The 22,013-nt window shown below is 55.0% G+C and carries 20 protein-coding genes and 1 tRNA gene; 18 read left to right on the top strand and 3 right to left on the bottom strand.

What is annotated here, in order from left to right:
• Positions 1–4: 4 nt before the first annotated feature.
• The 14 genes from CE168_RS07920 to CE168_RS09195 all read left to right on the top strand — a co-directional run bounded on the left by CE168_RS07920 (position 5) and on the right by CE168_RS09195 (position 13,708).
• A complete protein-coding gene (locus tag CE168_RS07920) occupies positions 5–832 on the top strand; it encodes a DUF881 domain-containing protein (protein ID WP_099571875.1) in 828 nt (275 codons plus the stop codon).
• Positions 833–1,002: 170 nt separating this feature from the next.
• Positions 1,003–3,036 carry a threonine--tRNA ligase gene (gene thrS / locus CE168_RS07915; protein WP_099571874.1) on the top strand — a complete coding sequence of 678 codons (2,034 nt, stop codon included), beginning with the start codon at positions 1,003–1,005 and terminating at the stop codon, positions 3,034–3,036.
• Positions 3,037–3,145: 109 nt separating this feature from the next.
• Positions 3,146–3,808, top strand: coding sequence for a phosphatidylinositol phosphate synthase (pgsA, locus tag CE168_RS07910; protein WP_099571873.1), 663 nt, complete (start codon positions 3,146–3,148; stop codon positions 3,806–3,808).
• A 114-nt stretch (positions 3,809–3,922) separates the two neighbouring features.
• Complete coding sequence (locus CE168_RS07905) at positions 3,923–4,678, top strand: YebC/PmpR family DNA-binding transcriptional regulator (RefSeq protein WP_033501075.1); 756 nt, start codon at positions 3,923–3,925, stop codon at positions 4,676–4,678.
• A gap of 6 nt (positions 4,679–4,684) precedes the next feature.
• Positions 4,685–5,266 carry a crossover junction endodeoxyribonuclease RuvC gene (gene ruvC / locus CE168_RS07900; RefSeq protein WP_099571872.1) on the top strand — a complete coding sequence of 194 codons (582 nt, stop codon included), beginning with the start codon at positions 4,685–4,687 and terminating at the stop codon, positions 5,264–5,266.
• A gap of 44 nt (positions 5,267–5,310) precedes the next feature.
• Complete coding sequence (ruvA, locus tag CE168_RS07895) at positions 5,311–5,928, top strand: Holliday junction branch migration protein RuvA (RefSeq protein ID WP_033501122.1); 618 nt, start codon at positions 5,311–5,313, stop codon at positions 5,926–5,928.
• A gap of 11 nt (positions 5,929–5,939) precedes the next feature.
• Positions 5,940–7,013 (top strand): Holliday junction branch migration DNA helicase RuvB, encoded by a 1,074-nt coding sequence (gene ruvB / locus CE168_RS07890; RefSeq protein ID WP_099571916.1) that lies wholly within the window; start codon positions 5,940–5,942, stop codon positions 7,011–7,013.
• Positions 7,014–7,105: 92 nt separating this feature from the next.
• A complete protein-coding gene (locus tag CE168_RS07885) occupies positions 7,106–7,471 on the top strand; it encodes a preprotein translocase subunit YajC (protein WP_236824369.1) in 366 nt (121 codons plus the stop codon).
• Between the two features lie 116 nt (positions 7,472–7,587).
• A complete protein-coding gene (locus tag CE168_RS07880; protein ID WP_099571870.1) occupies positions 7,588–8,169 on the top strand; it encodes an adenine phosphoribosyltransferase in 582 nt (193 codons plus the stop codon).
• 50 nt (positions 8,170–8,219) lie between these two features.
• Positions 8,220–9,413, top strand: a complete 1,194-nt coding sequence (gene sucC, locus CE168_RS07875) for an ADP-forming succinate--CoA ligase subunit beta (RefSeq protein ID WP_099571869.1) — start codon at positions 8,220–8,222, stop codon at positions 9,411–9,413.
• A gap of 2 nt (positions 9,414–9,415) precedes the next feature.
• Entirely contained in the window at positions 9,416–10,339 is a 924-nt protein-coding gene (sucD, locus tag CE168_RS07870) for a succinate--CoA ligase subunit alpha (protein ID WP_033501080.1), read from the top strand.
• Entirely contained in the window at positions 10,339–11,727 is a 1,389-nt protein-coding gene (locus CE168_RS07865; RefSeq protein ID WP_099571915.1) for a cell division protein PerM, read from the top strand. Before sucD ends, CE168_RS07865 begins: the two co-directional genes overlap by 1 nt.
• On the top strand, positions 11,675–13,303 hold the full coding sequence (gene purH / locus CE168_RS07860) for a bifunctional phosphoribosylaminoimidazolecarboxamide formyltransferase/IMP cyclohydrolase (protein WP_099571868.1): 1,629 nt from the start codon (positions 11,675–11,677) through the stop codon (positions 13,301–13,303). The genes CE168_RS07865 and purH overlap by 53 nt, the downstream gene beginning before the upstream one ends.
• A gap of 123 nt (positions 13,304–13,426) precedes the next feature.
• Positions 13,427–13,708: a DUF3017 domain-containing protein gene (locus CE168_RS09195; protein ID WP_099571914.1), complete on the top strand. Its 282-nt coding sequence runs from the start codon at positions 13,427–13,429 to the stop codon at positions 13,706–13,708.
• On the opposite strand, the gene CE168_RS07850 is transcribed toward CE168_RS09195, so the two are convergent.
• Positions 13,625–14,560: an MIP/aquaporin family protein gene (locus CE168_RS07850; protein WP_099571867.1), complete on the bottom strand. Its 936-nt coding sequence runs from the start codon at positions 14,558–14,560 to the stop codon at positions 13,625–13,627. The two genes, CE168_RS09195 and CE168_RS07850, sit on opposite strands and share 84 nt — an antisense overlap.
• 110 nt (positions 14,561–14,670) lie before the next feature.
• Here CE168_RS07850 and CE168_RS07845 point away from each other — a divergent pair, with 110 nt between their 5' ends.
• Both CE168_RS07845 and der read left to right on the top strand, forming a co-directional pair.
• On the top strand, positions 14,671–15,444 hold the full coding sequence (locus CE168_RS07845; RefSeq protein ID WP_099571866.1) for a pseudouridine synthase: 774 nt from the start codon (positions 14,671–14,673) through the stop codon (positions 15,442–15,444).
• Positions 15,441–17,570 carry a bifunctional cytidylate kinase/GTPase Der gene (gene der / locus CE168_RS07840; protein WP_099571865.1) on the top strand — a complete coding sequence of 710 codons (2,130 nt, stop codon included), beginning with the start codon at positions 15,441–15,443 and terminating at the stop codon, positions 17,568–17,570. Before CE168_RS07845 ends, der begins: the two co-directional genes overlap by 4 nt.
• A 128-nt stretch (positions 17,571–17,698) precedes the next feature.
• Here der and CE168_RS07835 read toward each other — a convergent pair whose 3' ends face one another.
• Positions 17,699–18,043, bottom strand: a complete 345-nt coding sequence (locus tag CE168_RS07835; protein ID WP_236824363.1) for a hypothetical protein — start codon at positions 18,041–18,043, stop codon at positions 17,699–17,701.
• 148 nt (positions 18,044–18,191) lie between these two features.
• Positions 18,192–18,268: transfer RNA gene (locus tag CE168_RS07830), tRNA-Pro, on the bottom strand.
• Positions 18,269–18,524: 256 nt separating this feature from the next.
• Between CE168_RS07830 and CE168_RS07825 the strand changes: the two genes are divergently transcribed.
• Both CE168_RS07825 and CE168_RS07820 read left to right on the top strand, forming a co-directional pair.
• Complete coding sequence (locus tag CE168_RS07825) at positions 18,525–19,919, top strand: UTP--glucose-1-phosphate uridylyltransferase (RefSeq protein ID WP_236824368.1); 1,395 nt, start codon at positions 18,525–18,527, stop codon at positions 19,917–19,919.
• Positions 19,920–20,066: 147 nt separating this feature from the next.
• Complete coding sequence (locus CE168_RS07820) at positions 20,067–21,980, top strand: helix-turn-helix transcriptional regulator (RefSeq protein WP_099571862.1); 1,914 nt, start codon at positions 20,067–20,069, stop codon at positions 21,978–21,980.
• The last annotated feature ends 33 nt before the right edge of the window (positions 21,981–22,013 follow it).

Genomic DNA, 22,013 nt, shown 5'->3' with positions numbered 1-22,013 from the left:
TGATATGAGCAGACGTGACGATGACAACAAGGACGTGCTCTCCAAAATTCACGAGCAGATCGTTAAGGACCAGAACAACGACAGCACCCAGACCGGATCATTCCCAGTGGTCAGGCGCAAGCCGAAGCGGATTTCGCTGAACGCGAAGGCCACTCGCGCCCGTCTGTACTCCAGCGTGCTTGTAACCATACTTTGCGCGTTGCTCGGCTTTAGCTATGCCATTCAGTTGAACAACACAACGTCCACATATGAGACGATGAGCGAGGACGAACTAACCAAACTCATCAGTGAAACCAGCGCGCAGGTCCAAAAGCTTGAGCAGCGCAAAAGTGAGCTGTCCAGTCAGCTTGACTCGCTGAAGGACACAGCCGACAAGAATGAAAAGGCGGCGGAAATCGCCAAACAGAATGCCGAATCGAATGGAATTCTTTCCGGACGTCTGCCGGTATCTGGAGAAGGCGTGGTCATCCGTATTTCCAAAGGATCAAAGCAGGATATTGATGCGTCGATTCTGTTCACGTTACTTGAAGAATTGCGAAATAGCGGTGCGGAGGTCATTGAAATCAACGATATTCGTGTGATTACCAGTACGTATATCAGCGATTCCGCAGACGGTCTCAACTGCGATGATACGAATATTGAGGCGCCATTCATCATCAAGGCGATAGGGGATAGCAACAATCTGCAGAACGCCGTCAATCTTGCGGGCGGTGTCGGTTCACGTTTGAAGGTGAAGTATGGCTCCACCGTGTCGATTGTGCCTTCCGACAAGGTGGAAATCACGTCGACGCGAAGCGCGCCGCAGTACACGTATGCGCATGTCGTCGAATAACGCCTTAAGTAGCGTTTTCTTTTGGCCGATCCTAAAAATAGTTGCGTTGTAGCGTGCCGTTCACCTTTTCAGCGTGCCGATGTCTGCCCTCAACCCTATCTTGTTCATCGTTGACATACAGTCCAGGCCTGCACATTAGTAACGCGGACCCCGATAGCAAAGGACAACCCATGGCTGAACAGACCATCTCCATCACACTCAACGGCGAAGCGAAGGAGGTGGCAGCAGACCAGACTGGCGTCCAGCTCTTTGCAGAAGACAAGAACATCATCGCGGTACGCATTAACGGCGAACCTCGCGATCTGTATACCGAACTGCATGACGGCGATGTTGTGGAACCAATCGCGCTTGATAGCGAAGACGGTTTGGCCATTATGCGCCACTCCGCGACCCACGTCATGGCACAGGCCGTGCAGGAGATCCGCCCGGACGCCAAGCTTGGTGTCGGCCCGGTCATCAAAGATGGTTTCTACTACGATTTCGATGTTGAGACTCCGTTCGCTCCTGACGATCTCAAAGAGATCGAAAAGCGCATGCAGCGCATCATCAAGTCGTCCCAGTCCTTCCGTCGCCGCGTGGTGACCGAAGAGGAGGCTTTGGCGGAAGAAGCTGATCAGCCGTACAAGCTGGAGCTGATCAAAGATAAGGAAGCCCACCTCGATCCGGAGGCCGCCACTGAAATCAGCGGCAAGGAACTGAGCTTCTACGATAATGTCGACCGTGACGGCAATGTGGTTTGGAAGGACCTGTGCCGCGGCCCGCACCTACCGAACACCCGCTATATCAAGGCGTTCAAGATCGAGCGTTCCGCAGCCGCATATTGGCGTGGCAGCGAAGCCAATCCGATGCTGCAGCGCATCTATGGCGCGGCTTTCGCCACTAAGGAGGACCTCAAGGCATATCAAACCCGCCTTGAGGAGGCCGCCAAGCGCGACCACCGCAAGCTTGGTGCGGAAATGGATCTGTTCTCCTTCCCGGATGAGATCGGTCCGGGCCTGGCTGTGTTCCATCCGAAGGGCGCTGCCGTGATCAACGCGATGGAGGATTACTCCCGCGAAATGCATCGCAAGCACCACTACAGCTTCGTGCAGACTCCGCACATCACCAAGGGCGGTCTGTACGAGACTTCCGGCCACCTGCATTGGTATAAGGATAGCATGTATCCCGCAATGCGTCTGGATGAGGAAAAAGACGAGAACGGCAACGTCGTCAAGCAGGGCTTCGACTACTACCTGAAGCCAATGAACTGCCCGATGCACAACCTGATTTTCAAGTCCCGCCAGCGTTCCTACCGCGAGCTGCCATTGCGCCTGTTCGAATTCGGCACGGTGTATCGCTATGAGAAGTCCGGCGAGGTTCATGGTCTGACCCGCGTGCGTGGCTTGACTCAGGATGATTCCCATATCTACTGCACCCGCGAGCAGATGAAGGACGAGTTGAAGAGCCTGCTGACCTTCGTGCTTGGCCTATTGAAGGACTTCGGTCTGGATGACTTCTATCTGGAGCTGTCCACCAAGGATCCGCACAAGTACGTCGGTTCTGACGAGATCTGGGAGGAAGCCACCAATACGCTGGCCGAAGTCGCCAAGGAATCCGGCCTTGAGCTGGTTGACGATCCGTGCGGCGCAGCCTTCTACGGTCCGAAGATTTCCGTGCAGGCCCGTGATGCCATCGGCCGTACCTGGCAGGTGTCCACCATCCAGCTTGATTTCAACCTTCCGGAACGTTTCGGCTTGGAATACATCGCTGCGGACGGCACCCACCAGCGTCCGGTGATGATCCACCGTGCGCTGTTCGGCTCCATCGAACGCTTCTTCGCCGTGCTTCTTGAGCATTACGCCGGCGCTTTCCCGGCATGGCTCGCTCCGGTTCAGGTGCTTGGCGTGCCGGTTGCCGATGAATTCGCTCCGCACCTGCAGAAGTTCATCGCCAGCCTCGAAGAAGAAACGGTTCGTTGCGAAATCGACATGTCCGACGATCGTTTCGGCAAGAAGATCCGCAACGCGTCCAAGTCCAAGGTTCCGTTCATCCTCATCGTTGGCGAGGAAGACATGAACAACAATGCGGTGAGCTTCCGCTTCCGTGATGGCAGCCAGCTGAACGGCGTGCCGGTCGATGAAGCCAAGACGCAGATCATGACCGTGCTCAAGAAGCGCGTGCAGGTCAACAACGTCGACGACTTCAAGGCCGCCATCGCAGACTGAGCCGATTCGCTTGCATTCAGTCTTATAAGGTCATGGATCATATAAGGGCGCACGAGCATCATATTGACGCTTGCGCGCCCTTTTTGTTTTCCGAGAAACAGGAATCCGCATGTTAGAACATCTTCGTGCACCATTCAAAAAACTCATAGAACCGCTTGCCAAAGCGTTGATATCCATTGGTTTGACCGCAAATGCGGTGACGGTCATAGGCGCCATCGGAACCATTGTGGTTGCCTTCGTCGCCGGCATCACAGGATGGCTTTTCGCGGGAGCCGTAGTACTTACATTGCTGGTGCTGGCCGATTCCCTGGACGGTTCGATCGCGAAGCTGACCACGGGAGGCACCCAGTTCGGCGCTTTTTTGGATTCCACGTTGGATCGTATCGCCGATTGGGCGTTGCTTGCCGGAGTGATAGTCTTCTTCATCTTGCACGCCGATTGGTGGTATGACATCAGCCAGTCAAGCCCGGATTACATCAGTTGGGTTGGTGTTGGCGCGGCCATGGTGTCGATGATGACGTCGTTTGTGACGTCGTATGCGCGTGCCCGTGCGGAATCTGTTGGTTTCGAGGTGAAGAACGGCATCGCAACACGCGCCGACAGACTGGTCATCATTTTGGTGGGCATGGCGATCACTGGGCTGACGCATCACGGCTTATGGTTGGCCATTGGCATGGTATTGCTTGCGGTTTTGGGTGTGGCCACAGTGTTCCAGCGTATTCTCGAAGCGCGTCGACAGATGACTGCCGGCCATAGGACATATCAGCCATAACTGCCTGCAAACGGCGAATGTTGACGCGCCTGACAACCGTATGTCAGGCGCTTTGTCTTAGAACCGCTTTAGAATCGTTTCGTTTGAAACATCCGCAACCTGCCTAGGAGCATTATGTCAGGTCATTCCAAGTGGGCGACCACCAAGCACAAGAAGGCCGCCATCGACGCGAAGCGTGGCAAGCTGTTCGCCAAGCTGATCAAGAACATCGAGATTGCAGCACGTATGGGTGGTGGCGATCCTGACGGCAACCCGTCCCTGTACGACGCCATCTACAAGGCCAAGAAGGCTTCCATGCCTGCCGATAACATCAAGCGCGCTGTCAAGCGTGGTTCTGGTGAAGAGGCCGGCGGTGCCAACTACGAAGATATCGTCTATGAGGGCTATGCTCCCGCAGGCGTCGGTCTGATCATCGAGTGCCTTACCGACAACCGCAATCGTGCGGCCGCTGAAGTGCGTTCCACCCTGACCAAGGGCAATGGTTCCTTGGCTACCTCCGGTTCCGTGAGCTTCAACTTCGAGCGCAAGGGCCAGATCATCGTTCCTGCCGAAGGCGTTGATTTCGACGATCTGTTCGAAAAGGCCGCTGAAGCTGGTGCCGAGGATGTGACCGAAGATGGCGATGTGTTCACCGTTGTCACCGATCCTTCCGAAATGATCGATGTTCGTAAGGCTCTGCAGGATGCTGGTTTCGATTACGATTCCGCTGATCTGGTCATGATGCCGAAGAACGAGGTTGAATTGACTCTTGAGGATGCTCAGAAGGTGTCCAAGCTCATCGACAACCTCGACGATTTGGACGATGTGCAGAACATCTACTCCAACTGGACCGCTTCCGATGAGGTCATGGCTCAGCTTGACGAGGAGTAATCGAGCGTGATTATTCTTGGCGTCGACCCCGGGCTGACTCGCTGCGGGGTCGGCGTGATCGAAGCCGGCGCATACCGCCGGCTTTCTTTTATTCATGTGGATGTGGTGCGGTCCGATCCGAAAATGTCACAGGATTTGCGTCTGTTGGCCATATACAATGGTTTGGTTGAAAAAATAGAACGGTTTGCGCCGGATGCCGTGTCCATTGAACGTGTGTTCGCACAAGAGAACCGCAACACCGTGTTGGGGACCGCGCAGGCGGCCGGGCTGGCCATGTTGGCTGCAGCCCAGCGTGGCATTCCCGTTGCCCTGCATACGCCGACTGAATCGAAAATGGCGATCACTGGCAACGGCAAGGCCGAAAAGATTCAGATGGAACGTATGGTCGCCCGTATTCTGGGGCTGAACACCCTGCCCAAACCTGCTGACGCGGCCGACGCGTTGGCCATTGCGATTTGCCATGCCCTTCGTCCTGCGGGTGCGCTGCAAGGGGGCGAACGTGAGCAGCATCTCACTGATGCGCAACGTCAATGGGCGCTTGCCTCGCAGAATGCGGCACGGCAGCGTGGCGTCCGCAGAGGAATGTAGACTATCGAACAAATGTTCTACAGTTGTTTATGGGAGGTGACGGCATGATAGGCATGCTGCATGGCCAAGTCGATTCCATTGACGCGGTTTCGGCGATCATTGAGGTCGGGGGAGTTGGCTATGAGACCAGGATGCCTTCGGCGGATCTGGCTTCCATGCACGCCGGTCAAACGGTGAAGGTGTACACGTCGTTGAACGTTTCGCAGGATGCGATCACGCTGTATGGCTTTTCCTCGCTCGCATCGAAACGTATGTTCCTGCAATTGCAGAAGGTCAGTGGCATTGGCCCGAAGGTTGCCCTTTCCTTGCTTTCGACGTTGCCTCCGGAACGTTTGGCGAGAGCCGTGGCGGACGGCGATGCCACTGCGCTGGCGAAAGCGCCGGGATTAGGTAAAAAAGGTGCGCAAAAAATCATCCTTGAGCTTAAAGGGTCCATTGACCTTAGCCAGATTGAAGGCGCTTCTCCTGAAACACGTTCCACGGAAGATACTGGTTCGGAACAGGTGGTGGAAGGCCTGATGTCTCTTGGATGGCGTCAACAGGATGCCGTTCATGCCGTGCAAGACGTCTGCGAGAGCAACCATATCGATATTCCACTGGGAGACGATGACGTGCCTCGTGTGCTCAAACTCGCGTTGGCGTCCCTTGATCGAGGTAGGTGAATCGCACCATCATGACGAACGACTCTGCATTCGACCAGCCGAATACTGGTGCCAACGAGGAATCACTCCGCATGGTTTCCTCATCGCCCGTCGGCAACGAGACGGTGAGCGATGAGGAACTGCGACCCCATGTTCTTGACGGTTTCATCGGACAGCCAAGGCTCAAGGCGCAGCTGCAGCTATTTTTGGATGCTGCCCGCAAGCGCGACGTTCCTCCAGATCATATTCTTTTGGCGGGGCCTCCGGGCTTGGGCAAGACCACGTTGGCTATGATTGTTGCCAACGAGCTTGGAGTGCCGATCAGAGTCACTTCCGGTCCGGCCATTCAACATGCCGGCGATCTGGCTTCCATTCTGAGTTCTTTGGATGCCGGGGAAGTGCTCTTCATCGACGAGATCCATCGCCTTCCACGTGCGGCCGAGGAATTGTTGTATATAGCCATGGAGGATTTTCGTGTTGACGTAATGGTCGGCAAAGGACCGGGCGCTTCCTCCATTCCTCTTACTCTGCCGCGGTTTACGGTGATCGGTGCCACCACTCGTGAAGGCATGCTGCCATCGCCGTTGAGGGCTCGTTTCGGTTTCACCGCGCATCTCGACTTTTATCCGCATGAGGAGCTTGAAAAGCTTATCGAACGATCTTCGGCTATGCTCGGCATCCATCTCGAGGACGGCGCTGCGCATCAGCTTGCCATGCGTTCGAGGGGTACACCGCGTATCGCCAACCGACTGCTTCGCCGCGTAAGGGATTGGGCAATCGTGCATGATCTGGAAACCGTGCATCCAGATGATGTCAAGGAGGCTTTGGCGTTGTACCAGATCGACACTGAAGGTCTGGACCGCTTGGATATCGCGGTGCTAAAAGCCATTGTCACCAATTTCAACGGAGGGCCGGTCGGACTGAACAATCTGTCGGCCATGGTCGGCGAGGAATCGGAAACCGTGGAAACGGTTTGCGAGCCGTATTTGGTTCGTGAGGGGTTCCTTGTGCGCACGCCGAAGGGACGTGTGGCGACACGTAAGGCATGGGAACATCTCGGTTTGGTGCCTGACGAATCTCAGGTTGATGTCAGCAATCTAGCCTAGACTCGTTGTCTTGGACATAGGGTCCCGTTTGAGCGTCCACCTCAAGGAGTTGTGCTTTGGATTACATTTTTCTCATCGTCATCGTTGTCGCCATGTTTGGCATGATGTTCTGGCAGTCCAAGAAGGCTAAGCAGCAGCAGGCCGAGCGACAGGATTTTCGTGCCAATCTTCAGCCCGGTACCGAGGTCATCACCATCGGCGGCGTGATCGGCAAGGTTGTTTCTGTTGATACCGAATACGAGGAGATCGTCATCGATTCCGAAGGTTCCCAGATTCGTTTCGGCTTCAACGCCATCAGCCGTGAATACGTGCGTCCCGCATATGTGCATGATGACGAGGTCGATGAGAACGGCAACCCGCTTCCCGTCGATTCTGCAGATGAAGATCAGGTTGCTCAGGAGCCGATTGAGGGTGAGATCGAAGCGGTACAGACTGAGACCGAACAGAAGAACAGCTGACAGCATATAAAAAGATATCGGCGAGAATCTCATTTTTGGGATTTTCGCCGTTCTTTTTCGCGTCGAAATCCTATAATGCAAAGTGCCGCATATTGAAGGAGAAGGAAACTACCGCCATGGCATCAACGGATATCACCGTTTCCGGTTTAAGCAGGGTCGGAGCTGAAAACGCCGAGTACCTCATTTCTAAAATTCGCACGATTCCCGGTTTCCCAAAAGAAGGCATTCTTTTCCGTGATTTCATGCCGGTATTGGCTGATGCTCGTGCCTTTGGCGTTCTTCTGGACGCTCTTGAGGCCGCGCTGCCAGTGGATCCCAATGACTTCGACGCCGTTGCGGGTCTTGAAGCGCGAGGTTTCTTATTTGGTCCTGCATTGGCCGCGCGTCTTGGCAAAGGATTTATCGCCGTGCGCAAGGCGGGTAAGCTTCCGCCTGAGACTGTGTCGCAGCATTATGATCTTGAATATGGCCAGGCTGCCGTGGAAATCGAAACCAGCGCCGTGCATGAGGGTGAACGTGTGCTCATCGTTGATGATTTGATCGCCACCGGTGGAACTGCTAATGCAGCCAGTGCGCTGATCGAAAAGTGCGGTGGCAAGGTGTCTGGTTTCAGTTTCGTTATGGAACTTACCGGCATTGACGGCATGAAGTCCCTACAGGGGTATCCAGCTAGTTCGTTGATCACCATGCCTGCGTGATTTAAGTATATTCTTTGTAAACAACCAATAGCATCAAGGGAAAAGAATCCATGGATCTCTATGAGTACCAGGCTAGGGAACTGCTTGAAGAGCAAGGTATTCCAACGCCTAAGGCAGTGTTCGCGCAGAACTCTCATGAAGTGGCTGAGGCTGCCGAGCAGATTGGTTACCCCAATGTGATCAAGGCTCAGGTGAAGATTGGTCATCGCGGCCAGGCTGGTGGTGTCAGGCTGGCGAAGAATCGCGATGAGGCCATTCTTGCATCCGAAGGCATCCTGCCGATGACCATTCACAAGCACAAGGTTAGCGGTGTGTTGGTGGCCGAGGCAAAGAACATTCTTCACGAGTACTATGTCTCCATTTCTGTGGATCGTTCCTCCCGTGATTTCGATGTGCTTGCTACAGCGAATGGCGGCACCGAGGTTGAGGAGATCGCCAAGGAACATCCGGAATCCGTCAAGCGTCTGCATATTGACGCGCTTGAGGATTTCGACCTCGAAGCGGCTACCAAGATGGCTGAAAGCATTGGCTTCTATCATGCCGATGTTAATCAGGCCGCACAGATCCTGCTGAAGATGTGGCAGTGCTTCAAAGACAATGACGCTACGCTTGTTGAGATCAACCCGCTTGCCAAGATCGGTGATCCGGATGATGAATCGTCCAAGACACTGTGTGCGTTGGACGCCAAGATCTCTTTAGACGACAATGCGGCGTTCCGCCACGATGGTTGGAGTCGGTTCGCAGACCCGGTGCATGTCGATCCGTTCGAGCAGAAGGCACGTGAGCATGGCTTGCATTATGTGCATCTCCAAGGTTCCGTTGGCGTAATCGGCAACGGTGCCGGTTTGGTGATGAGCTCGCTCGACGCCGTTTCCGGTGCCGGTGAGGATCAGGGAACCAATGTCAAGCCCGCAAACTTCCTTGATATCGGTGGCGGCGCGTCTGCCGAAGTGATGTGCAGCAGTCTGGAGATCGTGCTTTCTGATCCGCAGGTAGAATCGGTGCTGGTCAACGTGTATGGTGGCATCACATCCTGCGAACAGGTGGCGAAGGGCATTCTGGAAGCTCTTGACAAGCTTGGCAGCTCTAAGCCTCTGGTGGTCCGTTTCGACGGCAATGCCGCTGCTGAGGGTCTGCGCATTCTTGCCCAAGCCAATCGAGTCAATCTGCATGTCGCACAGACTATGGAAGAGGCCGCACAGCAGGCTGCACGCCTTGCGGCCAACGGCAAGGAGGTTCGCTGAAAATGACGCTTTTCGTTGAGGATGGCACACCTGTCATTGTGCAGGGCATGACTGGGCACCAGGGTATGACCCATACCGCGCGCATGCTGAAGGCCGGCACCAATATCGTCGGCGGCGTCAATGCTCGCAAGGCCGGTCAGGAAGTCAATTTCCCTGAAGCAAAAAACGGCGAAGATGTTACCCTGCATGTTTTTGGCAGCTGTTCCGAAGCCGTTGAAATTACCGGTGCGCAGGCGAGTGTTGTGTTCGTACCGCCACGTTTTGCTAAAGACGCCGTGGTTGAGGCCATTGAAGCCGGTATCAAGTTGATTGTGGTTATCACCGAAGGTATTCCGGTTGCCGACAGTGCGTATTTCGTTGAGCTCGCATTGCGCAAGGGCGTACGCATCGTCGGGCCGAACTGCCCTGGTCTGCTTACGCTTCCTTCGACGGAAAATGCGCAGGGCTGCAATCTCGGCATCATTCCGGACGGCATCGTCTCCCGTGGACCTTTGGGCTTGGTGTCCAAGTCCGGCACCCTTACCTATCAGCTGATGGGGGAGCTGTCCGACATCGGCTTCACTGCATGCTTAGGCGCTGGCGGCGATCCCATCGTTGGCACCACGTTGCAGGAGGCCCTTGAAGTATTCGAAAACGATGATGCCACCAAGGCCGTCGTGATGATTGGTGAAATTGGCGGTAGCGCCGAACAGGATGCTGCCAAGTGGGCATCCGAGCATATGACCAAGCCTGTCGTCGCCTATATCGCAGGCTTCACGGCGCCGGAAGGCAAGCAGATGGGCCATGCTGGAGCCATCGTTTCAGGCGGCAAGGGAACCGCGCAAGACAAGAAGGAAGCACTCGAAGCCGTGGGCATCCGTGTTGGACGAACTCCGGGGCAGACCGCTGAAATCATGCGCGAGGTGCTCGCTTCCAAGTCGATATGATGGCAAAGAACCTGAAGTATTGGTTGAAAGGGCTTGCCGTAGCGGCAGCGTCCATGATTATCTATGCTGTCGCCCTCGGCTGCTATATAGCTCTGATGCTTCTGATCATCTCCATGGAGGAAGGCGGCGACAATCTGTCCGCCTTCTCCGTTCCCCTGACTGAAGCGGTTGTGCTTCTCAGCCAAGGATCCGGTTTCAAGACCGGATCCATCACACTGACGATTATGCCGTTGCTGCTGACGGTTATGCTGATCGCACTTATTTCATCGCTTGCCAAGCGTATTGGGACCAGTTTCTCCGGATGTGTGACGGGGACTATTGGCTGGGTGCTGATTAACATATTCTTCGCCAACAGCGTCGATACCGAGCTTGTTGACACGACTGGCATGATTATCGTGAAAACGGCGTTCGTCTTCATACTGGGATATGCCATTGCCTTGATTCCCGGGGCTCCGCTGACCGAGCGAGGTTTGGAATGGACTGGCAAGCATGTCTCGTTGCCGGTCCGTAAGACAATCATTATAGGCTTAGCTCTTGGTCTGTTGTTGATTGCGGTCTATTTGGTCATTGGCCTGATCGTGGTCGTGTATTGGGCGTTTTGCAATCAGTCGGCCATGGTGAAGCTGTATGAATTGTCGGGAATGCAGAGTGGCTCTCGTATACTTACGACGATCGCTATGCTCGCGTGGATTCCGAACATTGCGATTTGGGCGGTTTCCTGGGTGTTCGGAGCAGGTTTTTCAATTGGCGACCTTGCTGAATTCACTATGTGGAGCGGTCAGGGAACGGCATTGCCGTCGCTGCCGATATTCGGTCTGCTTCCTTCGGCAATTGAAACGGACTGGGTCCGAATCGCATTGATGTGCATTCCTTTGGCGTTGCCCTGTATCGCAGGCATGATCGTCATGTTGTTCAACAAGGGATTCCACATCAGAGTTGATGATGCTGATCACCAGATTGACGTCAAGCGGGTGGTGTCTGGATTCGCCTATCCTGCGGGAACATTCTGCATGTCCTGCGTGATCGTATCGGTAGGCTCGAGTTTGCTGTTCTCCATCTCTAACGGGGCACTGGGATCAAAGCATCTTGCGCATGTCGGTGTCGATGTAATTGCGTCGACTCGTAAGGTCGGGCAGCCCACTGCAGTCGGGCTGTTCTCATCGTGGCTGCTGACTTTGGTGGCCGTATTCATGTTTTTCGGAATACGCTGGGTCATAAAGCGTGTCCGCGAGGGCAGGAGTGGTACATCCGCTGCGGTTCTCGAACCAAATAATCGTGGGATCACCGATGCGGCCCGCACAGTGACCTCAACCATCAACAATAAGGAGGAGCAAGGTGACAACAACGAATCGACCGATACGTCGAGCTCTGGTATCGGTCTTCCATAAGGAAGGTATCGAAGTTCTTGCCGAGGCGTTCATCAAAGCCGGCACTGAAGTGGTTTCCACGGGTTCCACTGCAAAGCGTCTTGCGGAACTCGGCGTCAAGGTGACGGAAGTCTCGGAAGTCACTGGTTTTCCCGAGTGTCTCGATGGCCGTGTCAAAACTCTCGACCCACATATCCACGCAGGTATCCTCGCTGATATGACCAATGAGAACCACGCGGCTCAACTGGAAAAGTTTGGCATCAAGCCGTTCGATTTGGTGGTCGTCAACCTGTATCCGTTCGCTGATACGGTTCGTTCCGGTGCGGACGAAGCTGCCACTATTGAAAAGATCGATATCGGAGGCCCGTCCATGGTTCGCGGAGCGGCGAAGAACAACGCCACTGTGGCCATCGTCACGGATCCGAACGATTATGCGTTGGTCGCGGCCCGTATCGAGAACGGTGAAGGTTTCTCCCTTGAGGAACGTCGCTGGCTGGCCGGTAAAGCATTTGCTCACACGGCGTCTTATGATGCCACTATCAACGAGTGGACCGCGAAGCATTGGCCGAAGCCAGCTACCGTCGATCAGCCGACTGCCGAAGGTGAGACGGAAGTGAATGAGGCCAAGTTCCCGGCCGCATTCACCCGTACTTGGGATCGCGCCCACGTTCTGCGCTATGGTGAGAATCCTCACCAGCAGGCCGCGTTGTATCTCGATCCGCTGAACCAGAACGGCTTCGCACATGCCGAACAGCTCGGTGGAAAGCCGATGAGCTACAACAACTATGTTGATGCCGATGCCGCTTGGCGTGCCGTGTGGGATTTCGCTCCGCAGATTGCGGTCGCCGTGGTCAAGCACAACAATCCGTGCGGCCTTGCCATTGGAGCCACCGTCGCTGAGGCGCACAAGAAGGCGCATGCTTGCGACCCGATGAGTGCCTATGGTGGTGTGATCGCTGCGAACAGCAAGGTCACCATGGAAATGGCAGAAAGCGTCCGTCCTATCTTCACCGAAGTGATCGTCGCTCCCGACTATGATGCCGATGCCCTTGAGCTGTTGCAGACCAAGAAGAAGAATCTTCGTATTCTGAAGGTTGCCGAACCGCCGAAGTCCAAGACGCAGTTCCGTCAGATTGACGGTGGTCTGTTGGTGCAGTCCACTGATCTCATCGACGCTCCGGGCGATGATCCGGATGCGTGGAAGCTGGTTTCCGGCGAGCCGGCGGACGAGCAGACCGTCAAGGATCTGGTTTTCGCTTGGCGAGCCATCCGTTGCGTCAAGTCCAACGCCATTCTGATCGCCCATGATCAGGCCACGGTCGGCATCGGCATGGGTCAGGTGAATCGTGTCGATTCTGCCAACCTGTCCGTTGAACGTGCGAATACGCTGGCTGATGGTGCAAATCGAACTCAGGGCGCTGTTGCGGCATCCGACGCGTTCTTCCCGTTCGCCGATGGTGCGGAGATTCTTATCAACGCAGGTGTCAAGGCCATCGTCCAGCCGGGTGGTTCCATCCGCGACGAGGAAGTGTTCGAAGCGGCCCGCAAGGCCGGCGTCACCATGTATGTGACCGGTACCCGCCACTTCTTCCACTGATCGTTCCAGCCCTCATACGAGGGTATTGTGATTAGCGTGGCGTCCGATTCTGTATTGGTTTCGGACGCCACGTTTATTATGATTACGATTGTTGCAGGCAAGCGAGATATGAAAGGCCTCGGAATGAGCCATCCTTACGTTTCCGAAGATCATGAGGGCAAACCGTGGTTCGAATGGATCGTCGCAGTCGTAGTGATTATTGCGACGGTGCTTGCGGTTGCAGGATATACAAAAGCCGCCACCGCTGCGATCGCGGTGACGGCCATAGTTACTGGGCTGGTCAGGCTGGTATTGCGTGAACGCAGTCCATGGAAGGTCCGGTCAGTTGCTTTCGACGCCTTCATGGGTATAGGTTTGGGCGCTGGACTGCTCATTCTCCTCACCATCGTTCCCGTCGGAAACTGACGCTTCGTCGAGAGCAGTGTCGTTTTCGATTTCATCGGCGACTTCGGCATCCGGCGTGTTCTTCTTCGTGCTGACCATACCGGAGACAATGACGATAAGTGCAACGACGGCAGCGGCGAGAACAGGGCAGATCCAGAAGACCCACAGCTGCTGCAGTGGTTCCTCATTCAGGCCCTGGTTTTGCGCGAAAATAGCGATGCCAGTAGCGCGTGCCGGGTTCAATGCAGCTCCGGTCACCGGGTAGGCGATGGCGGTGCCGATACCGTAGGCAAGCCCCATGGCGACGGCATGGTTCGTACTGGACTCGCCATGTTCGCCCGTGGTGCGAAGCGCGGCGGCAACAATGACGATGCCTGCGATGACTTCGACAGCGATGGCCAAGGTGATGCTGAACGTCACGCCATAGTTGCCAAGCGTGGAGTAGGAGACGGAGTTCTTATCGAAGCCGTTGATCGTCGGCGTCATCCAGATCTTGAATGTCACCTGCTCGGAACTTGGCAGAAGGAATCGGATGGCAGCACCGGCGCCAATGCCGCCGAGCACTTGGGCAATGATGTACAGAATGCCATCAAGCACATGGGTCTTGCCGGTGAGCATGGCGGCGACGGATACGGCCGGATTGAATTGCGCTCCGGAGATGGATCCAAAGATTACGGTGGCCGCGGCATACACGATGCCCGTCAGCAGGGCGATGAACGCCATATTGATGCCGTACACTGCGGAGCCAAGCGAGCAGATCGCGTAAATCGCGAAGCAGATGATGAAGCTTCCCACAAGTTCCGCTCCGACACGAAGTGCCAGCGGCTTGCTTTGCTCTTCCTTAGTTATGGACGTTGCTTCAACAGCAGTCATAGTCTTTCCTCTGTCATATAGTGGACAAGTTGCGATTTTTGGAAATCGCCAAACGACTGCCATAGTACCAGCAGTCCCTATAAGTATTATCCGGCCACGTTGGGAGAACGATGCCAAACGCATATTCCCGCGCCGCGAAGGCGCATACGCATGACAATGAAGGTATCCGTCTGCAGAAGCTTCTTGCTCAGGCAGGTTTTGGGTCCCGTCGCAAATGTGAAGAGATCATTACTGAAGGACGCGTCGAAATCGACGGTGAACTTGTCACCGAGTTGGGAACGCGCGTCGACCCGAAACACCAGGAAGTTCGCGTGGACGGCTCCCGTGTTCGTGTGAACCCCAATCATGTCACGCTTGCCTTGAACAAGCCGAAGCGCGTACTCAGCGCCATGGAGGATCCGAAGGGACGTTACACCCTGAGCGACATCGTCGGCGACAAGTATGACCGTATTTTCCACATGGGTCGTCTGGATTACGATTCCGAAGGCCTGATTCTCATGACGAACGACGGCGAGTTGAGCCAGCATGTCATGCACCCCAAGTATGAGGTCGAGAAGACCTATATCGCCACATTGGAAGGTCGTATCAGCGGTCAGGTGTGCCGCCGACTGGTCACCACCGGCGTGCAGCTCGACGACGGTTGGATCAAGCTTGACCGTTGCGCGATTCTTGATGCCAGCCGCGATGGCACCCTGGTCAAGGTGGTGCTGCACTCCGGCAAGAACCGTATCGTCCGTCGTATCTTCGGCGCGATCGGTTTCCCGGTCAGGCGTTTGGTGCGCACTCAGATCGGTCCGATCAAACTTGGCGATCTGAAGTCCGGATCGTACCGTGTGCTTTCGCAGACTGAGGTGCGTTCCCTGTCCAAGGCGGTGGGCCTGTGATCCGCGTAGCTATTGATGGACCTGCGGGCGTCGGCAAGTCTTCCACGTCCAAGGCGCTGGCCAAGTATTACGGTTTCGCCTATCTCGATACCGGAGCCATGTATCGTGCCTGCGCATGGTGGTGCATGAACAAGGGTATCGACCTCGATACGGAGACTGTCGACGAACAGCTAGTCACCGAAACCGTGGGCGAGTTCTTCACCGAGGGTCATTTTGACATCAGTGTCGATCCGGACGATCCGAAGGTATATGCCGATGGCGAAGACATCAGTGAGGCGATCCGTTCCTCTGAAGTGTCATCCCATGTGTCCAAGGTGTCGAACATCATTTCGGTCCGGCATGTGCTTATTGCCGCACAACGCGCGTATATTGCCCGTGAAGCGGCTTCCGATTCCTTCTCCGAAGGTGCTGGTGTGGTCGCCGAAGGCCGTGATATCACTACGGTCGTCGCGCCGGATGCTGAAGTGCGTGTATTGCTTACCGCTCGTGAGGAAGTCCGCCAAGCCCGTCGAGCAGGGCAGTCGGCTTCCGGAGTTGGCGCGGAAAATGTTGCGGCACGAGACAAGGCTGATTCCAAGGTCACGCATTTCACGTCCGCAGCGGAAGGTGTATTGACTGTCGACAATTCCGATTTGGATTTCGGCGAAACCCTTGATGTGCTTGTACGCATTGTCGATGACGCCATTGAAGAGCAGCAATACCGCCAATATGCGTCCAATCTTGATGATTATGAGTTGGATGAGGGCGATGAAGGACTGATTGATGGATCGTCTTTCGTTGGGAGCGAACGCCAGTCCGGCCCGAAGCCGGTCGGCGTGCTTGCCGTTGTTGGACGTCCGAACGTTGGCAAGTCCACGCTGGTGAATCGTATTCTCGGACGTCGTGCGGCCGTTGTGGAAGATACTCCAGGCGTGACCCGAGACCGTGTGAGCTACGATGCTGAATGGGCCGGCACTGATTTCAAGCTGGTCGATACCGGTGGTTGGGAAGCCGATGTCGAAGGCATTGAATCCGCCATCGCGTCGCAGTCGCAGATTGCCGTTCAGCTTGCTGACGCCGTGGTGCTTGTGGTGGATGGTCAGGTTGGACTTACCAATACTGACGAGCGTATCGTAAGGATGCTGCGAGCCTCTGGTAAGCCGGTCACGCTTGCGGTGAACAAGGTCGACGATCGTGAGAGCGAGTATCTGACCGCCGAATTCTGGAAGATGGGTTTGGGGGAGCCATACGGCATTTCCGCCATGCACGGCCGTGGCATCGGCGAACTGCTTGACGCGGCTTTGGATTCGTTGAAGAAGGCTGAGAAGACTTCCGGGTTCCTCACTCCGTCGCATCTTCGTCGTGTGGCACTGGTCGGACGCCCGAACGTCGGCAAGTCGTCCTTGCTGAACCAGCTGGCGCATGAAGAGCGCACCGTGGTCAACGATCTGGCTGGAACCACCCGCGACCCTGTCGATGAGGTGGTGACGGTTGATGGTGAGGATTGGCTGTTCATCGATACCGCCGGCATCAAGCGTCGCCTGCACAAGTTGTCCGGCGCCGAGTATTTCTCGTCGTTGCGCACGCAGGCCGCGATTGAGCGTTCGGAGCTTGCACTGGTGCTGTTCGACGCTTCTCAGCCGATCTCTGATCAAGATCTGAAGGTGATGAGTCAGGCCGTGGATGCCGGCCGATGCGTTGTTCTGGTATTCAACAAGTGGGATTTGATGGATGATTTCGATCGCCAGCGCATGGAACGCTTGTGGAAGACCGAGTTCGACCGCGTGACGTGGGCCCAGCGCGTGAATCTGTCGGCCAAGACCGGATGGCATACGAATCGTCTGGCCAGAGCTATGCGTGGCGCCTTGGAGTCGTGGGACAAGCGTATTCCAACCGGTAAGCTCAACGCTTTCCTGGGCAAGATTCAGGCTGCGCATCCGCATCCGCTTCGTGGTGGCAAGCAGCCACGCATTCTTTTCGCGACCCAAGCTTCGACGCGCCCACCGCGCTTCGTGATTTTCGCTACTGGCTTCCTTGAGCACGGTTATCGTCGTTACATCGAACGTTGCCTGCGTGAAGAGTTTGGTTTCGAGGGTTCCCCGATTCAGATTTCGGTGAATATCCGAGAAAAGAAAAAGCGCAAGTAGTCCGCTTTTTTGGGGTGCACGCCACGAATGATGGTGTGCACCCCAAAAAAAAACGGTTGTAAGGAATACTATATCTGCCAATCTGTGTAGCTTGTAGCTAATGTGTGGCACGCTATTGACTGGTCGTCTTAGAAGAGTGGCTGTTCCTCGGCGTCTCTTTGGCGTAGATATCCGCTGATCGCACGTCGGGCGAGAGAGCTCAAGGATATGCCCTCTTCCGTTGCGCGTTCCCGTGCCGTCTTGCCGATGGCATAGGGGAGTTTGATTTTCCATTCGTCGCCAAGCTGTTCGCGTCCGTCGGTGTTCTTTGGCCTTCGTCCTGGACGAATGGTGTCAGCTGTGTTGCTCAGGTTATCGCTTTTAAGTGCTCTTCGGGTCAACTCGGTGAGAGTGATCCCATCATGTTTCGCGCGTTCTCTGGCTTCCACGCCAAGTTCTCGGGGCAGACGGATCTTCCATTCATCTTCAGGCACGGAAAAGTCGAACACGTGGGCAAGGTCATCAACATCGTCAAACTGTGGCTGGGCGTCCCTCGACTTCAAGACAATCACCCCTTACCTGCATGTGTAAGACTGACAACCTTAAAAAGAAAACCCGAAATCATGCGAATCCGGGTTTTTCTGGTCGGACCAGCGGGATTTGAACCCGCGACCCCTTGACCCCCAGTCAAGTGCGCTACCAAACTGCGCTATGGTCCGAACGATGCAAAAGCACCGAGAAAAAAACATAGCATAGTCTGTGGTTTTTTTCAAATACATCGTGTCGCGCAGTCAATGAAACGTGATGAAGGGCGCGTAAAGATGTCTTTTGTGTTAAAAAATATCTTTTTTAACTTCCAAAAGCCCCCGTTACGGGAAATATGTCGTAGTATTACCTAGGTACGACGAGAACATAACGCCCGCACGAAAGGGAAAGACATTGACCGAGGACGTATTCGAACACTCCGCCGCAAAGATGCGGGAAAATGGGATGACCGATATGGCCATTGCGCAGTTCAAGCGTCTATATGAGGTTTGGCGTAACGAGGAGGCAAGCAGCTGGATTCGTGAGGATGAGGTGGAACCGTTAGTGGGGGTGCCAAGTTTCCATGACGTTTACGAGACCATCAACCACGACAAAGCCGTTGATGCGTTCGCAAAAACCGCATTCCTTAAACTCAATGGTGGGCTTGGCACCTCCATGGGACTGGATTGCGCCAAGTCTCTCTTGCCCATGCGTCGCCACAAGGCCCGTCAGATGCGTTTCATCGACATCATCATCGGACAGGTGTTGACCGCACGCACTCGTCTGGGTGTGGAGCTGCCGTTGACACTGATGAATTCATTCCGCACTTCGAACGACACCATGAAGGTGCTGAGAGCCAACAAGAAATTCCATCAGGAGGATATTCCTCTGGAGATTGTGCAGCATCAGGAACCAAAGATCAGCGCGGAAACGGGCCTTCCTGTCAGCTTCCCGGCGAATCCCGAACTTGAATGGTGCCCGCCAGGTCACGGTGACCTGTTCTCAACCATCTGGGAATCCGGGTTGCTCGACGTGCTCGAGGAACATGGATTCAAGTATTTGTTCATCTCGAATTCCGACAATCTCGGTGCGCGACCTTCGCGTACGCTGGCTCAGCATTTCGAAAATACCGGCGCTCCGTTCATGATCGAGGTCGCCAAGCGCACTCCCGCCGACCGCAAGGGCGGCCATATCGTGCGTGACAAGGCGACGGGTCGTTTGATGCTGCGCGAAATGAGTCAGGTGCATCCAAATGACAAAGACGATGCTCAGAACATTGAAAAACACCCGTACTTCAACACGAACAGTATCTGGGTGCGAATTGACGCTTTGAAGGCCAAGCTGTCAGCATATGACGGCGTGCTGCCGTTGCCGGTCATCCGTAATAAAAAGACCGTTGATCCCACCGATCCGACGAGCGAGCCGGTCATTCAGCTGGAAACGGCCATGGGAGCCGCGGTGACGTTGTTTGATGGTGCCACTTGCGTGTGCGTGGACCGTATGCGTTTCCTGCCGGTGAAAACCACCGACGATTTGTTCATCATGCGGTCTGATCGATTCCATCTGACGGATCAGTATGAGATGGAGGACGGTAACTACATTTTCCCGGATGTCCATTTGGACGCACGGTACTACAAGAACATTCATGATTTCGATACGAGATTCCCGTATGGAGTCCCATCGCTCGCCGCGGCGAATTCCGTCGATATCGAGGGCGACTGGACCTTTGGCAGGGATGTAATACTGTTTGGTGACGCGCGGTTGCCTGACACCGGCGAGCCGAGTTATGTTCCGAATGGCGAATACGTTGGCCCGCAAGGCGTGGAACCTGACGATTGGGTCTGATTCGAGGGGTGTTCTCAACACGAAAAACTGTATTTTTTCGTAAAATAGGCACAATCTGAGCGAAAACCCTCTATCATAGAGAGGTGTGTGCGGAAGCCTATACTGGTTACGCACTTAGAATGAAACGTTAACGAGACGTGAGGACTAATGGCAGAGGGCAGTAACGGAAGGCGTCGTTTCTCCGACAAATGGGGCAAGCACGAACTTGATGTGTTGGCTGTGCTTTCCTCAGCTTTTCCGCAATGGCTCACTTCCCGTCAGATTGCTCAGCGCGTGAAGGCGTATGCCGATTCCTATGGGGAACTGGCCGATCAGGCGGCGAAGGCGGCTTTTGCCAAGCAATTCCAGCGTGACCGCGCCAAGCTTGCGGCCATGGGCATTGCCATCGAATCAAGGCAGCCGGAGTATTCATCCAAGTCGGAGGGGCAGGACTTCGCGTCCTACCGTCTGCAGCTTGGTGACGAGCCTCGTGTTCGTCTGCTGTTCGGGGATGAGGATCTGCCGATTTTGGCTGCCGCCAACTACTTGGCCCGTTCTATGTCGATTTCCTCGGCTCCTGCGCATGAGACGCAACATACGTCTCGTACCGCGCCGCGTGTTCCTCAGACACCTATTCCGGGACTTGGTCTTGACTCCATTGCTCCTGGACTGGGAACCCAGTCCATTCCCGACGAATTGGTCAAAGTCGTCGATCAGCGGCGTTTCGCGGCCACGGTGGATGTTGATGGCGAGCATTTGAATGTCGCTTATACTGATTCCGATGATCTGGCCATGTTCGTACTATCCCATCCAGGCGCGTCCATCGTCAGCCCGCAGGAAGCCGTTGATGCGTTTAACCGTCGTTTGAATGCAGCAACGCAGTTCGTACCTGCCGACGAGTCCACGGGAGACGACAGTTCCACCGTCACTGCCATGGAGATCAGTCGCAATAGCGCAGACGATGACGATGTCGAGGAAAGCAAAGGACGCCCGAAGAAGAATTCCGCATTCCAGACCGGTAGTGAAGTCGACCGTCGCCTGCGTTTGATGCTGTTCCTTTCGGCTCACCTTGGCGAGGAATATTCGCTTGAGGAGCTTGCGGAACGCTTCATTGGCAAACCGAAGTCCGATGATGAGCTGAAGAAGTTCGTCAATGTCATTCATAAAGACATCAACACGCTGACCACGGTTTCCGATGATGGGGAGATGGCGGGAAGCCAATTCTTTGATATCGATTGGTCGCTGCTTGATGCGGAAGGCATCGTTTCCGCCACGAATTCGCTTGGTTTGGAACGCTTGGCAGGTATTTCACAGCAGTATCTGAGTATGCTTACCGCATCCGTAAGCTATCTCGCGCATTCGTCATTGCTGCCGGACAAGCTTCGCGAGCAGGCCGAATCGTTGTACAGCCGTCTTCGCCGTCATGTTGAGCCGGGGGATATGCCATGGCTGAGCCTGACTGGCTATGAAATGGAGCCGCGCAACTTCTCCATCGTGAAGAGCGCGATTTCCAAGAGTTCGCTGCTTGACATGGAATACACGGATGGCGCAGGACGAGCCCAGCGCAAGCTTGTCGCTCCAGACAAGATCTTCGTTGACGAGGGTGTTTTCTACGTTGCCGTATGGACTGATGTCGCTGCTGCTGCACCTGCGGATAAAGCCAAGTATGTGAAGAAAGACACCACGATCAACAAGGCTACGGGCAAGCCTCGCATCTGGCAGGTGCTACGTATCTCCCGCATTGAAAAGGCTGAATTAGTCGAGCCGATTGCAAAGATCGACATTCCTGATGTACCCGCATCCGAATTGCGCAAGTGGAGCTTTGACAATGGAACTTCGGCTGTGTTCGTCACCAATCAGGACAATCTGTCGTTTATTGACGGATTGTCGGGGGCAACGGTCGAAAAGTGCGGAGAAGGCGAGAAAGTGCATCTGATCGTCTCGTCCGATTCCTGGTATGTCGCGTTCTGCATTTCACATGCGCGACATATCACCGCTGTGGCTCCTGAGACGCTGCGTACCATGATCGTTGCCCGTGCTCAGCATGAATTGAGCATCGGTGACCGTGAGAACGAGAACTGACGGGAGTGGTTCTATGCCTTGGTGGGTTTGGCT

It is taken from the genome of Bifidobacterium sp. N5G01, assembly GCF_002742425.1.
GTDB lineage: Bacteria > Actinomycetota > Actinomycetes > Actinomycetales > Bifidobacteriaceae > Bifidobacterium > Bifidobacterium hominis.
This window is presented reverse-complemented; position numbering and strand designations above follow the sequence as displayed.

Bases quoted from the DNA above. Each gene is read 5' to 3' on its own strand.
- CE168_RS07850 (WP_099571867.1), bottom strand. From the start codon at position 14,560: ATGACTGCTGTTGAAGCAACGTCCATAACTAAGGAAGAGCAAAGCAAG.
- ruvB (WP_099571916.1), top strand. From the start codon at position 5,940: ATGACGAACGACTCTGCATTCGACCAGCCGAATACTGGTGCCAACGAG.
- ruvA (WP_033501122.1), top strand. From the start codon at position 5,311: ATGATAGGCATGCTGCATGGCCAAGTCGATTCCATTGACGCGGTTTCG.
- thrS (WP_099571874.1), top strand. From the start codon at position 1,003: ATGGCTGAACAGACCATCTCCATCACACTCAACGGCGAAGCGAAGGAG.
- CE168_RS07820 (WP_099571862.1), top strand. From the start codon at position 20,067: ATGGCAGAGGGCAGTAACGGAAGGCGTCGTTTCTCCGACAAATGGGGC.
- CE168_RS07920 (WP_099571875.1), top strand. From the start codon at position 5: ATGAGCAGACGTGACGATGACAACAAGGACGTGCTCTCCAAAATTCAC.
- CE168_RS07905 (WP_033501075.1), top strand. From the start codon at position 3,923: ATGTCAGGTCATTCCAAGTGGGCGACCACCAAGCACAAGAAGGCCGCC.
- CE168_RS07880 (WP_099571870.1), top strand. From the start codon at position 7,588: ATGGCATCAACGGATATCACCGTTTCCGGTTTAAGCAGGGTCGGAGCT.
- pgsA (WP_099571873.1), top strand. From the start codon at position 3,146: ATGTTAGAACATCTTCGTGCACCATTCAAAAAACTCATAGAACCGCTT.
- sucD (WP_033501080.1), top strand. From the start codon at position 9,416: ATGACGCTTTTCGTTGAGGATGGCACACCTGTCATTGTGCAGGGCATG.
- CE168_RS07845 (WP_099571866.1), top strand. From the start codon at position 14,671: ATGCCAAACGCATATTCCCGCGCCGCGAAGGCGCATACGCATGACAAT.
- CE168_RS07865 (WP_099571915.1), top strand. From the start codon at position 10,339: ATGGCAAAGAACCTGAAGTATTGGTTGAAAGGGCTTGCCGTAGCGGCA.
- sucC (WP_099571869.1), top strand. From the start codon at position 8,220: ATGGATCTCTATGAGTACCAGGCTAGGGAACTGCTTGAAGAGCAAGGT.
- CE168_RS07825 (WP_236824368.1), top strand. From the start codon at position 18,525: ATGCGGGAAAATGGGATGACCGATATGGCCATTGCGCAGTTCAAGCGT.
- CE168_RS07885 (WP_236824369.1), top strand. From the start codon at position 7,106: ATGTTTGGCATGATGTTCTGGCAGTCCAAGAAGGCTAAGCAGCAGCAG.
- CE168_RS09195 (WP_099571914.1), top strand. From the start codon at position 13,427: ATGAGCCATCCTTACGTTTCCGAAGATCATGAGGGCAAACCGTGGTTC.